This is a genomic window from Gemmatimonadaceae bacterium, from assembly GCA_016720905.1.
Classification (GTDB): domain Bacteria; phylum Gemmatimonadota; class Gemmatimonadetes; order Gemmatimonadales; family Gemmatimonadaceae; genus Gemmatimonas.
The window spans coordinates 127,123-140,374 of record JADKJT010000005.1 but is presented as its reverse complement, the minus strand read 5'-3'; the positions used below and the strand labels follow the sequence as shown (position 1 = coordinate 140,374).

The window sequence follows — 13,252 nt, the reverse complement described above, 5'->3', positions numbered from 1 at the left end:
GCGCGAAGGCTGGCATCGCAAAGCGGCCCTTAGCGACCTTTGGGTACTTCGCGGTTCAACGTGTTCTGTGGACTCTGGACAACTCAGCCACCCCTGCCCGCAGCGTCCGCCGCATCGCCGACGCCGTCTTGTGTTCTCCGGTGTGACTCCACCCCGGCGGCATCACGATATACGCCAGCTTGTTGCGAAGGCCCGGCGCGTTCTTCACGTCCACGAAAAGCGCCACCAGCTCCCCGAAATAGAAATCCCAGAAACTCCCGGGCTTCATGGCGCGGGTAATGCCGTATTCAGGCGGCGTCTCATGATGTTCGTCCTGCAGCGTGCCAAACACCCGATCCCACACGTTCAGCAGATTACAGAAATTGGTGTCGATATACAGTGGATTCCGCGAATGATGCACCCGATGGTGTGACGGGGTCAGCAGCATCCGATTGAGAAATCCCAGGCGCCCGTCGCGAATGAGATTTTCCCCGGCATGGATGAACATCCCCCAGGTGCCGTCAATGAACATGATCACAAACAGCAACGGCGGACTCACGCCGAGCAGCATGCACACCGACGTGCGAACAACGTCAGCGTATGGCGCCTCCAGAAAGAAGTGCGCGTGACTCACAAACAGGTTCATGCTTTCCGGCGAGTGGTGCGTGGAATGCAAGCACCACAGCAGCCTGACTTTGTGCGCCAGGTAGTGGTAGATGAAGTGACCCAGTTCCCAGACGATGTATCCGTAGATGAGCCAGTACCACGTGATGCGGCTCTGGAAAAGCGCGTGCGGCTGGAACAGTCCTATGCTGAATGCCATGGCCGCGATTGAGATGTATGACCCCAGCACGCGATTCAGCACATAGGTGAAGAAGATGAGCTTGTAGTCCCGCGCCTTGAAGTTCTTGTGCACCAGGGCCCGTATCAGCTCGACCACCAGCAGCAGCGGCAACAACGGCCCCACCGCCCCAGTGAAGCCGTCGTACGTGGCCAACGAACTGTAGTCGTTGGCCGCCGACATCTTCATCCAGTGCGCGATGCCGAAGAACCCAATCAGTTCCCGCTGGAGGATGGCGAACACATTCATGTCGGGGTCGGTGACGGTTGGGTGAGGCAGCCGAACGCGCATGCGGTGCGCGGGAATGGCGTTCGCCGGGGGCAGAGCATACGTTCGTTGCTATCCGTCCGCAACACCCGGATCGCGCCTCTCCACTACCACGCCCAGCACCTCGCATCATGTCGATACGCTGCCGCCCCGTCGCCACGGCGCTTCTCTTCCTGCTCACCGCCGCCGTCCGCAGTGATACGGTACCCGTGGATCTGGTGATGGTGGCCAGGATCCGCGAGGAGGGGTTGCAACGCTCCCAGGTGATGGAGTTCGAGGGTTACATCGCCGACGTGCTCGGCGCTCGCCTGACGTTGTCCCGCGACATGCAGCGCGCGCAGACATGGGTTCAGAGCCAGATGACGCGCATGGGCCTGGTGAATGTGGCTGCCGAGCCGTTCATGGACTTCGGCGTGACCTGGGACAACGAGTATGTGTCGTTGCATCTGCTGGAACCGGATTATCAGCCGATGGTTGGCTATCCCGTGGCGCACACCGCCAGTACCAAGGGGAAGCAAGTGGTGCAGGCCGTCATCGTCGACCTGCTGGTGAAGGCGGATCTTGAGAAGTACCGTGGCACGCTCAAGGGCAAGGCGGTGTTGGTCACGCCACCCGCCGTGATTGATCTCGCACCACTCACCAGCGGCGTGCCGCGTCTCACACAGCAGAATCTCGACGTACTTGAGCAGACGGTGATTGGTCCGCCACGCGCCACGCCGCCGCGCGCGGCTCGCAATCCGGACCTGCTCACCGCCGACGAGAAGATCGCCTTCTACGCCGCCGAAGGCGTTGCGGCCGTGTTGCAGTGCGAGAGCGGATGGCTGGGTGCCGTACGCGGGTTCTCGCGCCCCGGATCGCGCAACGACCAGTGGTCGCGCGCCGGCATGCTGGCGTCGCCGGCGATCGTGGCCATCACGCCCGAGCACTACAACCGGATGTATCGCATTCTCAAGCGCGATATTCCGGTGAAGGTCGAGATCGAGGTCCGCAATCGCATTGGCGATCGCGTGGAACAAGCGATGAATCTCGTAGGAGAGATCCCCGGCAGCGATCTCAAGGATGAAGTGGTGATGATCGGCGCACACCTCGACACCTGGCACGCCAGCCCCAATGCCAGCGACAACACGTCGGGCGTGGCGGTATCGCTCGAGGCCATGCGCATTTTGAAGGCCGTGGGTGCGAAGCCGCGCCGCACCATACGCGTGGCGTTGTGGGCCGGCGAGGAGCAGGGGCTGTTCGGATCGCGGGCCTACGTCAAGCAGCACTTCGGCAATCCGCGCGATCCTGCCGTCGGCGTGAAGCCCGCGTACGAGAAGCTCTCGGCATACTTCAATCAGGACTACGGCGCCGGCCAGTATCGCGGCATCATGCTACAGGGCAACGAACAGGCCCGCGCCATGCTCACCGCGTGGATGGAACCCTTCCGCGATCTTGGCATGACGGCCGTGTCCAACCAGAGCTTGGGCAGCACCGACCACATCGCGTTCGACGAGGTCGGGCTCCCCGGCTTCCAGTTCATTCAGGACCACATTCCCGGGACCGGTGGTCATACCAACATGGATTTCTTTGACACGATCCAGGCGGGCGACCTGATGAAGAACGCGGTCATCATGGCGTCGTATGCGTACCATGCGGCGAACGCGGAGACGCGGATGCCCCGGAAGTCGGTGCCGTAACGCTGCGGACACCCGACACCACGAGCATTCAGTTCGGAATGCGCGCCCTTCGCAGGTGCTCGATCTCCGCCACCATCCCCCGCACCTGCGCTTCCACCAGCACGCGCCCCTTCGCCCGCGTGGCCAACGTCGCGTTGCCAAACGTCCCTGAACGCGACCACACCTTGCCGTCACGCACCGCGGTCGCCGAATCACGCGTCAGCCCTCCGGCGCCAGGGTGATAGTCGTCCACCGCTTTTGCCATGTGCACGACGTTGGGATACATGTACAGCATCATCGACGTTTCGAGTTCGTCGGCGTGCGTGCCACCGGCTTGCTGTCGCACGCTATCCTCAGAGGCCTTCCCCACCTCAAGGATGTTCGTGTACTGCATCACGATGCCGCTGGCCGCAAGGCTGTCCTGCGACGGCCCCAGGGCGCGCAACGTCGACACGCCGGTATTCAGGATGTAGAACCGGCGCGGCCCGTGGCGCGCGATGGAGCGCACGATGTCCACTATCAGGTCGCGCGCCGTGGCCAACTGCAGTGAGGTGGAGCCCGGGTACTCCGCGAACGACGGATAGAAGTGATAATTGACGGTTGGATACAGCACGACCCGCGTGGCCGCCGAGACGCGTTTGGCGAAGTACTCCGCCAACAGCCAGTCGTTGTTCAGTGGCAGGTGCGGGCCGTGCTCCTTGGCCTCAGCGCCAATGGGGATGACCACGATTGTCGCGGTATCCAGGACACGTTGCGCATCGGTCCATGAAAGATCGGCAATGCGCACGCTTCCCGATGATGGCGCTCGTCCGGATACGGCCCGTTGCTGAGCCTGCAACGGTGAAGAAAACAACATCAAGCAGCTGCCCAATGCGGCGGCGCGAAGCATCTTCCCCCCTTTCAGTATTCCTGTTGCCAGGGTCGGACCACGTCACTTGTGTCGGGTCCTTTCACCAACAATACATACAGCGGGCCGTCAAGTTGCGCCCTCCATGAGTCACGCGCCAGACTTCGCCATGCCCCTGGACCTCGAAACGCTGCGCACCCGCCTGTCCTCGGTCGTCCAAGACCAGTATGAGCTTGGCGACGTCCTCGGCGTCGGCGCGTCGGCCGCCGTTTTTCGTGGCCGTGATCGCGTGCTGGGCCGTGATGTCGCCATCAAGGTGATGGACCCGGCGCTGGCACCGACCACCGAACTCGAAGCCATGTTCCTGCAGGAGGCTCGACTGGTGGCCAGCGTCGAGCATCCGCACATCGTGCCTCTCTATGGGGCGGAGAGCCGCGACGGCCTCCTGTTCCTCATTATGCGGTTGCTGGATGGACGTTCGCTCACCATGCGGATCGAGCGCGACGGCCCCCTCATACCCGCCTATGCCGCGCGAATCGCCCTTGATGTGGCGAGAGCGCTGGACGCTGCCCATGCGCGCGGCATCGTCCATCGTGATATCAAGCCCGACAACGTTTTGCTTGATGCCTCCGGCCGTGCCTTCGTGACGGATTTTGGCATCGCGCACGTCATGACACACGCGCGCGGCGAGCAAGTCGACATGACCTCCGGCACGCCCGACTACATGAGTCCGGAACAACTGCTCGGCGAGGAGACGGACGGCCGGACTGATGTGTACGCGGTTGGGGTGCTGTTGTTCGAAATGCTCACCGGACGACCCCCGTTTGCCGCGAACTCGGTCGCCGCCGTGATGGCCAAGCACATGACGCAGGCGCCACCGAGACTCGCCGCCGTGCGGCCCGACGTCCCGACCGCGCTGACCGCCCTCGTCGAAGACGCGCTGCAGAAAGACCGTGCGGCACGGCCCACTGCAGCCCAGCTGGTGGCACGACTTGAAGCCGCGTTGACACCGGACGCGTTGCGATCGCCGTCGCAGGTGCGCCGCGCCCAGCGCCGCCGTCGCTACATGATCCTCGGCGCGCTGGGCACGACCGGCGCGTCCCTGCTCGGACTGTTACTGGTGATCCTGTGGCGCGTTCTGTCGCTGGTGTTCGCGGACGGCGGCGAGCCCACGCTCAACGCGTTCTACGATGCCATTCCCGCGTCTGTGCTGGCATCCGCCCGCGCAGATGGCAGTCTTCAACCGACGGAGCGCGTTGCCTACGCGTTCATTCAGCGCGGACATGACGACCGCGACGCGATGCTGATTACGGATAGCATGGTCATTCGACGCACGCCCTCCGGGGCACGACGTGTCTCGTTCGGAGATACCAGAATGGACATCGCACGGCAACTGAATCTCTTCGGCCGTTCGGTGGGTTTGTTGATTGCCACTCGTCCGGATGGTCGTCGTGATACACTTTTCACCGAGGTCACCGGTGTCGAGGCCATGCGGCTTGGCTCAGCGCTGGCGTCGTTGGCAGCGACCGCCAAGCGCTCCGAACCACCGCGCTGACTCCGCTGTCCTCGCGTGTGCCATCCCCAACGAGATGCCATGTCCACTCCGCCGTTCGACGTCCCCACCATCGACGCCATCCGCGCCAATCGCGCGCGACTAGGTGACCTCGTCATCACCACGCCCGTTCGACAGCTGGTGGACGACGCCCTGGCCGTCGCCGTCGGCGCGTCCACTCAGGTGTGGCTCAAGGAAGAACTGTTTCAGCGCACCGGCAGCTTCAAGCCGCGCGGCGCCCTCTCGGTCATGCTGGATCTCGACGCGGCCGCCCTTGCCCGCGGCGTGACCGGCGTGTCGGCCGGCAATCACGCAATATCTCTGGGCTACTCGGCGCGCATCCTGGGCACCACGGCGAAAGTGGTGATGCCGCGAACGGCCAACGCGTTTCGAATACAGGTGTGCCGGGAGTACGGTGTCGACGTCGAGTTGGTGGACAATGTCACCGAAGCGTTCGCCCGGGTGCGCGACATCGAGGCCAATGAAGGGCGCACGTTCGTACATCCATACGAGGGCCCCAAAACCGCGCTCGGCACCGCCTCGGTGGGGATGGAGTTCATCGATCAGGTGCGTCTGGCTGGTACAGAGCTCGACGCCGTGATCGTCGCCGCTGGTGGCGGCGGCCTCACAGCCGGTGTGGCCTGCGCCGTGAAGCTGCTCAGTCCGGGAACGGCCGTCTACGTCGTGGAACCGGAAGGCGCCGACACCATGTATCGCAGTTTCGAGGCCGGTTCACCGCAATCGCTGGACGCCGTGCGCACCATTGCCGATTCACTGGGCGCCCCGCGCTGCGAGCCGTATTCGTTCGCGCTCAATAGACGGTTCGCCGACGAGGTGGTGCTGGTGACCGACGATCAGATCCGCGGCGCGATGCGCCTGCTCTTTCGTTCAGCGAAGTTGGCGGTGGAGCCAGCCGGTGCCGCGGCACTGGCGGCGCTGATGTACCCGCTCCGAGCGCGGTTGGAGGGGCAACGTGTCGGTGTCGTGCTCTGTGGCGCGAACATCGATCCCGTGGGCTTCGCAAAACTGTTGCTGCCGTAGCGCAGCGCGTGTCGGCGGCTAATGTGCGCTGTCCACGATCTCGCCGTAGTCGATGAGCAGCTCTTCGCCCGGCGCAATGTCGCGCAGGGCCTCGAAGAAGTTGCCATCATCGATCGACATGATGTTCGGTGTGTCGGAGTGGTTGAGAAAGCAGGCCAGATCCATCTTCGTGAAACCGTTCTCCGGCACGAAGTACTGGTGCTCGTCATACAGACAGTAATTCTCCACCAGAAACCGAGAATGCGCCGGCAGCGCCTCCACCTCGGCTCGCGAGATCGCGATCCAGTGTTCCGGCAAGTCCGGCTTGCTGAACATCTCGCGACAGCCCGCGGGGATGTCGGTAATGGCGAACACGCCGATCCCTTCAATGGGTGACGGCCGCAGCATGACGTAGCAATCATCGCGTAGCGCAGCGAGGAGGCGGTGGCGTGGCACGTGTCTGTGGTGAGGGGTACTCGAGTCTGCGGCTCATTCATGAGCCTTGCGTTGAAGGGGCCTCTATCGCAGCGCCTGTACCACCGGCATCCGACTGGCCTTGCGCGCCGGAAAGAAGCCGCCCACCACCCCCATCACCACCGCAAATCCCAACCCCGACAGCAACAGCATCGGCGTAACCCGAAACGCAAACGCGATCTCGCTGAAACTCGACCAGTTCGTGGTGCTCGTCACGACGCCGTTGATGGGCAACGCGAACAGGCACCCCAGCACGCCGCCCGCAAATGCAATCACCGCCGACTCGGCGAGAAAGCTCAGCAGCACATTCCGCGGCTTGAACCCGAGTGTCAGCAGCACGGCAATTTCCGGTGTGCGCGACGAGATGGAGGCGTACATCGTGTTCACGGCGCCAAAGATGGCACCGATGGACATGATGCTGGTGATCATGATGGCCAGAAAGCTGAGCATTGCCCCCAGCAGCCTGGATTGATCGGCGTAGTACTTCGACTCCAGATGCGCGTCCACTTGCAGGCGCTGATCGCCCTGCAGGGCGCGCTTGGCCTCGTCGAAGCCCGCCGGGTCTTTCAATCGAAACGTGACCGACTGATACGAACTGCCGCCGCGCATGGCGCTTTGGAATTGCTCGGCCTCACCCCACACCTCGGACTCGAAACTCGATCCCGCCGCCGAGAAATGGCAGACGACGGTCCACTCCCGTCCCGCAAACCGCAGTTTCTCACCGAGGGCCGTGTTGCGATATCGTGGCACCAGCTTGTCGCCCACGCACACTTCGCTTTGCCCGCTGGCGAAGGTGCGCCCGGTGATCTTGATGTTTTTTCGCACTTCGAAGGCACGTTGACTGACGCCGCGCATGACGACGTTGGCGATGGCCGTCGTGTCGAGTCCCACGCGGGGGATGTTCATGACGATATACGTTTCCGGGCTCACCAACGGCTTGCCATCGCTGCCGATCGCGACCTGCGGAAAGCTGGAGATAATGTTTACGTCCGCCTTGGCAATGCCGCTCGACAGCTCCGAGTCGGCGCCCTTGCGCATCACCAGAATGTTGTCGTCGCCGCCTGTTTTGGTGAGCGCCGACGCAAACCCGTTGGCCAACGCCAGCATGGCCACAAAGACGGCCACCACCAACGCGATCCCCAGCGCGGTGAATGCTGTCGACACCGGGCGTTGCAACACGCTCCGGACGTTATAAATCAGCGGGATCTTCACTCAACCCTCCGCAGCGCCTGGACCACGGGCAGCCGAGCGGCCTGATAGGCCGGTGTAAAACCACTGACCACCGATAACAGCAAGGCGATTCCCGCGCCCACCATCACCGTGCCATTCGTGACATGGAAGCCGGGAAGGAATCCGAACGCGTTGAAATGCGTGGCCTTGGGAACGATGATCGCCAGTCCGAGCCCAAGCAGTGCGCCGGTCAACGCGATGAACGCAGCCTCGACGATCACCAAAGTGAAGATGGTCTGATCGGTGAAGCCCACTGTTTTGAGCACGGCAATCTCGCTGGTGCGCTCGCGCTGATTCATGAGCATCGCGTTGGCCGCGATGAGCAGGATGGCGAACACCACCGCCATGCCGATCGTGCCCAACAACAGTTGAATGTTGCCGAACATCGTCATGAAGCCGGCGCTGAACGCCTGTTCCGTGCCCGTTTTGGTGGGCGCCGATGAATTGCGGAATCCATCGTCAATGGTTTTCGCCACGATGCCCGACTGCGCCGGGTCGTCAATGCGCAGGATGAACCATCCGGGCGTGACGTTTTCCTTGTTACGCTCGTACAGGTAGTCATAGTGAAACAGGAACTGCTCATCACCGTACGCCGGGTCCTTCAGCGTGTAAGTGCCGCGGATGGTAAACGTCCAGTCGCCCGGGAAGATGGTGCCCTGCAGGGTCACGTTGTCGCCGATCTTCCAGCCGAAGGCCTTGAGCAGCCCCTGACCGACAATTACCGCGGTGCGCTCACGCAGGAATGCCTCCTTCTGATCGGGCGGGACAATGAAGTCGTTCTTGTACATCTCAAGGTACGACGCCGCGTCGACGGCAAACGGGCCGATGAACTTCCTGCCGTCACCGTACTTGCCACCGAACCAGTTGGCCCACGTTACGCCCGTCACATGCGGCACTGTGGCCAGTCGATTGGCGTAGTTCTGCGGCAGCGGGAAGATGAACGCCGTGGCGTTCTGCACAATCATCCGGTTGGCCGCGCCCAGTTGACTGGAAATCTCCAACTGCGTGACCACGGTGCGCAGCGAGGCAAACAGGAACAGCGCCAGCGCCACGCTCATGATGGTGAGGGTCGTGCGCAGCTTGTGCCGCAACAAGTTGGACAACACCAGGGGGACGAACTTCATGCGTGTACCTCCTGCCGCTCCACCAGCACCCCCTTCTCCAGGTGCAGCACCGTCTTGGCGCGCTCGGCCGCCTTGGCATCGTGCGTGACCACGATGATGGTCTTGTTGAACTCGTTGTTCAGCCGTTGCAACAGGGTCAGCACTTCTTCCGAACTCTTCGAGTCCAGTTGACCCGTCGGTTCATCCAGCAGGATCAGTTGCGGGTCGGCCACGATAGCCCGGGCGATCGACACGCGCTGTTCCTGCCCGCCAGATAGCTGACGGGGGTAATGATCCATGCGATCGGACAGCCCCACCACACCGAGCGCGATCGCCACGCGCTCCGCTCGTTCACGCTTCTTGAGGTGGGTGAGCAACAGCGGCAGCTCGACATTCTGCTGCGCGGTCAGCACGGGGAGGAGATTGTACGACTGGAACACGAAGCCGATCGTGCGCGAACGCCACGCGGCCAACTGGGACGTGTTCATGGCGCTGACCTCGGCGCCGCCAACTCGTACAGAGCCACTGGTTGGCTTGTCCAATCCTGCCACCAGATTGAGCAAGGTGGACTTGCCGGAACCCGACGGACCCATCAGCGCCGTGAAGCTCCCTTCCTCGAAATCGATGGTCAGTCCGGTATATACGTCGACAGACTGGGTGTCGCGTTTGAAGGACTTGTAGACATCGCGGATCTCGACGAGCGCCATCGCTGCATCTCCGTCTGAAGTGGTGGGCCGTGCTCTACGGTCCGATCTTGACTCGCATCCCTTCCGTGGGCGTTTCCACGCCACCGATCAGCAATTGCTCGCCGCCAGTCAATCCCGATCGGACCTCACGAAATCCTGCGCTGACCGGCCCGGCCTCGATTTCACGACGGGTAAGCGTCTCGCCACGTACAATCCACACCACGCTTTTCCCGCCGTCCTCGCGCACGGCGGCCTGCGGCACCCGCACAATCGGGCGCGCCACCGGTCGCGCCGCGCCGGCTGGTACCGTGTCGGGCTGGAGAAAATCCACCTTCGCACCCATTTCCGGAAGAATGCGGGCGTCTCGATCCGTGATGGAGACTTTCACCTGCACGGTGGCGCGTTGGCGGTCGGCCGTTGGCACCACCTGCCGTACCGCGCCGCGAAACGACGTGTCCGGATACGCGTCGAGCGTGATGCGCGCCTTGAGACCTTTGCTGATGCGCGCGATGTACGCCTCGTTCACGTCTACTTCCACTTCAAGCGTTGCAAGATCGGCCATCGTCACCACCGCGCCGCGCGTCAATCCACCGCCCACACTCGGTGCCACCACTTCGCCCACTTCGGCATCCTTGCGCAGCACCGTGCCGGTGAACGGTGCCCGGATGATTGTGTTGTCGTTATTGGCCAGCGCCAGATGGAGCCCCGCTTCCGCCGCACGCTTCCGAGCCGCTGACGCGTTCACGCGGGCCTCCGCCTGCGAGGCTCGGCTGTTGGCCGCATCCAGCTCCTGCGCCGATACCAGACTGGCATTCTGCGCCCGCACCTCGCGCTGCCGATTGGCTTCGCGCACCGCCTGATCGCGATCGGAGGTGGCCTCGATCAGACTCGCATCGCTGGCCGCCACATTCGCTTCCGCTTGCGCGATCCCCGCCTGGAACTCGGCGTTGTCGAGGCGCGCGATCACCACCCCCTGCTTGACGAACGATCCTTCGCTGACGCCCAGATAGGCTAGTCGGCCCGCCGCTTTCGCCGAAACCGACGCCTTGGTGCGCGCCACGACATAGCCGTTCGCGGTGACACTGGTGGTGCCCGCCGAACCGCCAGCGCCGGCTCCGACAGGCGCGCCAACCGTGGCGACTTGCACCACCGGCACTGCGCGAGCGCGCAGGTACCACCACGCGGCCACTATCAGGGCGGCGACCACCAGCAACAAGACGAGATTTCGGACCAGTGCACTGCGCACGCCCGGCGGCGGCGCGTCGCGATTGATACGGAGCTTGGAGAGGTCGGCTGGGGCAGACGAGGACTGGGTCATAGCGGATGGTATTCTACGGGCCGGGTACGCCCCTTGGCAAACGCTTCCGGCATCGCCAGCCACGGCCTCCGTGTCGGCTTCCGGTCCCGTTCTCCGCTTTAAGAATCGGGGGTCGCCTGCCCCCACGGCCTGACCGGTTCCACACTGCTCTTGCGGAGGTAAGCGATGCGGCGTTCCATGAAACTGTCCCTGTTCCTGGTGGTGTCGGTATTCCTCGCGTCCTGCGCGGACCAGCCCACCCAGCCACCAGCATTCGCCGCGCCAGCGGCGCCGGCGATGTCCGCATCGGACAACCGGTCGACGGCTGCTCTCGTTCGCCAACTCGCCGCCTCCCGCGGCATCACGGCGCTGCCGCATCGACCGCGCGTCCGCGAATCACTGGTGCGCCTTGGTCAGGCGCTCGCGTTCGACAAGGTGCTGAGCGGCAATCGCGATATCAGTTGCATGACCTGTCATCTGCCCACGCTGGCCACGGGAGATGGTCGCAGCCTGTCCATCGGCCAGGGTGCCACCGGTGTCGGCGGCGAGCGACGGCACCCGCAGGGCATCTTCATTCCCCGCAATGCCCCACCCCTCTTCAATCTGGGCGCCATGCGACACCTGTTCTGGGATGGTCGCATTCAACGCGATGCCTCGGGACGCGTGGTGACGCCGGCTGACGCGGACGTGACGCCCGCCATGCAACGCACATTCGAGTTCGGATCGGTCTCCGCGATCGGGATGTTTCCCGTGACCAACCGCGCCGAGATGCGCGCCGACGGCGGCAACGAGCTCGCCGCGATACCCGATGACCAGAATCCCCGCATCTGGGCCGCGCTCATGCGACGGCTGGGCGCCATTCCCGAGTATCGCGAGATGTTCGAGGACGCGTACCCGGGAGAGCGCTTCAGCCGCATGACCTTTGCGCATGCCTCCAACGCCATCGCCGGATTCCTGCTGGACGAGCTGAGTTTTGACGGCTCACCGTGGGATCGCTTTTTGGACGGGCGTGATAACGCGTTGAATCGCGAGCAACTGCAGGGCGCGCAGACGTTCCTGAGCCTCAAGTGCTCCATTTGTCATAACGGCCCGACGTTCAGCGATGAGCAGTTCCACAATGTGGCCGTGGCGCAGTTCGGGCCGGGCAAGGGCAACGGGCCATCGGGCCGAGACGACTTCGGACGCATGAACGTGACCGGGTTGGCCGCCGATCAGTACCTGTTCCGCACCACGCCACTGCGCAACGTCGAACTCACGGGACCGTACGGACATGATGGCGCGCTGTCGTCGTTGCGCAGCTTCGTGGAGCACTACAGCGAGTCGGACCGGAAACTCCGCGCGTACGATCCATCGCAGCTGGAACCGCTGCTGCGGGGCACGCTGTTACCCAATGCCGACGCTATCCTGGCCACGCGCGACACACTGCTGAACGGTGTGGTGTTGACCGACGAGTTGGTGGGCCAACTCATGGCCTATATGAGCGCCCTCACCGACCCGGCCGCCCGAGACCTGCGCCGCATACCCCCGCGCCACGTGCCCAGTCGCTTGCCGGTGGACGGGGCGCGATAACCGACGGCTGCTGCGTCACGGACACCTCTCCCGGGGAATCCAGTCGGCGAACAGGCCGGCTGGATTCCCCCCCCATGCGTACACCTCCCGCTCCCGACAACATTGACTTGAAGCGAGCACACCGCCACTTCTCACGGCATGGAAAAGAACGCCTTGAACGCCGCGCAACGCGCCGAGCTGATCAAGACACTCCAAGCCCGTTTCTCTGGCAATCTCCGGCGCCATCAGGGGATCGAATGGAGCGACGTGGAGGCCCGACTGAAGGCGCATCCCGCGAAGCTCGACATTCTCGCGGCCATGGAACGGTCCGGCGGTGAACCCGACGTCATCGGTCGCGAGACGAAAACCGGCGAGTTCCGCTTTTGCGACTGCGCCGCGGAAAGTCCGGCCGGTCGTCGCAGTCTCTGCTATGACCGAGCCGCGCTCAACGCCAGAAAGGAAAACAAGCCCGGTGGCACCGCGGTGGACATGGCGTCCGAAATCGGGATTGAAATGCTCTCGGAAGCTGAGTATCGCGCGCTGCAGACGCTGGGTGAGTTTGACCGAAAAACGTCAAGCTGGGTGCACACCCCCGAAAAGATCAGGGCGCTGGGCGGCGCCATCTTCTGCGATCGTCGCTACGAGCAGGTTTTCGTTTACCACAACGGTGCCGAATCGTACTACGCCGCCCGCGGGTTTCGCGGTCAGTTCCGTGTGTAGAGTCCGGGGCGGCTTCACCCGCGACCCGTAGCC

General features: G+C 63.5%; 12 protein-coding genes. 5 read left to right on the top strand and 7 right to left on the bottom strand.

The genetic code is table 11. From position 1 onward, the window contains the following. Positions 1 to 55 precede the first annotated feature (55 nt). The gene (locus IPP90_06725) at positions 56 to 1,069 is read right to left on the bottom strand and encodes a sterol desaturase family protein (protein MBL0170419.1); all 1,014 of its coding nucleotides are present in this window, start codon (positions 1,067 to 1,069) and stop codon (positions 56 to 58) included. A gap of 149 nt (positions 1,070 to 1,218) precedes the next feature. Between IPP90_06725 and IPP90_06720 the strand changes: the two genes are divergently transcribed. Then, entirely contained in the window at positions 1,219 to 2,763 is a 1,545-nt protein-coding gene (locus IPP90_06720) for a M20/M25/M40 family metallo-hydrolase (GenBank protein MBL0170418.1), read from the top strand. Between the two features lie 28 nt (positions 2,764 to 2,791). On the opposite strand, the gene IPP90_06715 is transcribed toward IPP90_06720, so the two are convergent. Continuing rightward, positions 2,792 to 3,598 (bottom strand): creatininase family protein, encoded by an 807-nt coding sequence (locus IPP90_06715; protein MBL0170417.1) that lies wholly within the window; start codon positions 3,596 to 3,598, stop codon positions 2,792 to 2,794. A gap of 136 nt (positions 3,599 to 3,734) precedes the next feature. Here IPP90_06715 and IPP90_06710 point away from each other — a divergent pair, with 136 nt between their 5' ends. Together IPP90_06710 and IPP90_06705 are read left to right on the top strand one after the other, a co-directional pair. Beyond that, a complete protein-coding gene (locus IPP90_06710; protein MBL0170416.1) occupies positions 3,735 to 5,144 on the top strand; it encodes a serine/threonine protein kinase in 1,410 nt (469 codons plus the stop codon). Between the two features lie 39 nt (positions 5,145 to 5,183). Continuing rightward, a complete protein-coding gene (locus IPP90_06705) occupies positions 5,184 to 6,182 on the top strand; it encodes a pyridoxal-phosphate dependent enzyme (protein ID MBL0170415.1) in 999 nt (332 codons plus the stop codon). An 18-nt stretch (positions 6,183 to 6,200) separates the two neighbouring features. Here the strand turns inward: IPP90_06705 and IPP90_06700 are convergent, their stop codons facing one another. The 5 genes from IPP90_06700 to IPP90_06680 form a co-directional block, all read right to left on the bottom strand. After that, positions 6,201 to 6,569 (bottom strand): SET domain-containing protein, encoded by a 369-nt coding sequence (locus IPP90_06700; GenBank protein ID MBL0170414.1) that lies wholly within the window; start codon positions 6,567 to 6,569, stop codon positions 6,201 to 6,203. 111 nt (positions 6,570 to 6,680) lie between these two features. After that, positions 6,681 to 7,847 carry an ABC transporter permease gene (locus IPP90_06695; protein MBL0170413.1) on the bottom strand — a complete coding sequence of 389 codons (1,167 nt, stop codon included), beginning with the start codon at positions 7,845 to 7,847 and terminating at the stop codon, positions 6,681 to 6,683. Further along, positions 7,844 to 8,989: an FtsX-like permease family protein gene (locus IPP90_06690; protein MBL0170412.1), complete on the bottom strand. Its 1,146-nt coding sequence runs from the start codon at positions 8,987 to 8,989 to the stop codon at positions 7,844 to 7,846. Before IPP90_06690 ends, IPP90_06695 begins: the two co-directional genes overlap by 4 nt. Then, positions 8,986 to 9,675: an ABC transporter ATP-binding protein gene (locus tag IPP90_06685; protein MBL0170411.1), complete on the bottom strand. Its 690-nt coding sequence runs from the start codon at positions 9,673 to 9,675 to the stop codon at positions 8,986 to 8,988. The genes IPP90_06690 and IPP90_06685 overlap by 4 nt, the downstream gene beginning before the upstream one ends. Before the next feature lie 34 nt (positions 9,676 to 9,709). Beyond that, positions 9,710 to 10,972, bottom strand: a complete 1,263-nt coding sequence (locus IPP90_06680; protein MBL0170410.1) for an efflux RND transporter periplasmic adaptor subunit — start codon at positions 10,970 to 10,972, stop codon at positions 9,710 to 9,712. Positions 10,973 to 11,137: 165 nt separating this feature from the next. Between IPP90_06680 and IPP90_06675 the strand changes: the two genes are divergently transcribed. Then, positions 11,138 to 12,520, top strand: a complete 1,383-nt coding sequence (locus IPP90_06675) for a cytochrome-c peroxidase (protein MBL0170409.1) — start codon at positions 11,138 to 11,140, stop codon at positions 12,518 to 12,520. Between the two features lie 138 nt (positions 12,521 to 12,658). Next, positions 12,659 to 13,219 carry a DUF4256 domain-containing protein gene (locus tag IPP90_06670; protein ID MBL0170408.1) on the top strand — a complete coding sequence of 187 codons (561 nt, stop codon included), beginning with the start codon at positions 12,659 to 12,661 and terminating at the stop codon, positions 13,217 to 13,219. The last annotated feature ends 33 nt before the right edge of the window (positions 13,220 to 13,252 follow it).

Coding starts and splice junctions, on each gene's coding strand:
- IPP90_06690 (MBL0170412.1), bottom strand. CDS start 8,989: ATGAAGTTCGTCCCCCTGGTGTTGTCCAACTTGTTGCGGCACAAGCTG.
- IPP90_06700 (MBL0170414.1), bottom strand. CDS start 6,569: ATGCTGCGGCCGTCACCCATTGAAGGGATCGGCGTGTTCGCCATTACC.
- IPP90_06685 (MBL0170411.1), bottom strand. CDS start 9,675: ATGGCGCTCGTCGAGATCCGCGATGTCTACAAGTCCTTCAAACGCGAC.
- IPP90_06710 (MBL0170416.1), top strand. CDS start 3,735: ATGAGTCACGCGCCAGACTTCGCCATGCCCCTGGACCTCGAAACGCTG.
- IPP90_06675 (MBL0170409.1), top strand. CDS start 11,138: ATGCGGCGTTCCATGAAACTGTCCCTGTTCCTGGTGGTGTCGGTATTC.
- IPP90_06725 (MBL0170419.1), bottom strand. CDS start 1,069: ATGAATGTGTTCGCCATCCTCCAGCGGGAACTGATTGGGTTCTTCGGC.
- IPP90_06705 (MBL0170415.1), top strand. CDS start 5,184: ATGTCCACTCCGCCGTTCGACGTCCCCACCATCGACGCCATCCGCGCC.
- IPP90_06715 (MBL0170417.1), bottom strand. CDS start 3,598: ATGTTGTTTTCTTCACCGTTGCAGGCTCAGCAACGGGCCGTATCCGGA.
- IPP90_06670 (MBL0170408.1), top strand. CDS start 12,659: ATGGAAAAGAACGCCTTGAACGCCGCGCAACGCGCCGAGCTGATCAAG.
- IPP90_06720 (MBL0170418.1), top strand. CDS start 1,219: ATGTCGATACGCTGCCGCCCCGTCGCCACGGCGCTTCTCTTCCTGCTC.
- IPP90_06680 (MBL0170410.1), bottom strand. CDS start 10,972: ATGACCCAGTCCTCGTCTGCCCCAGCCGACCTCTCCAAGCTCCGTATC.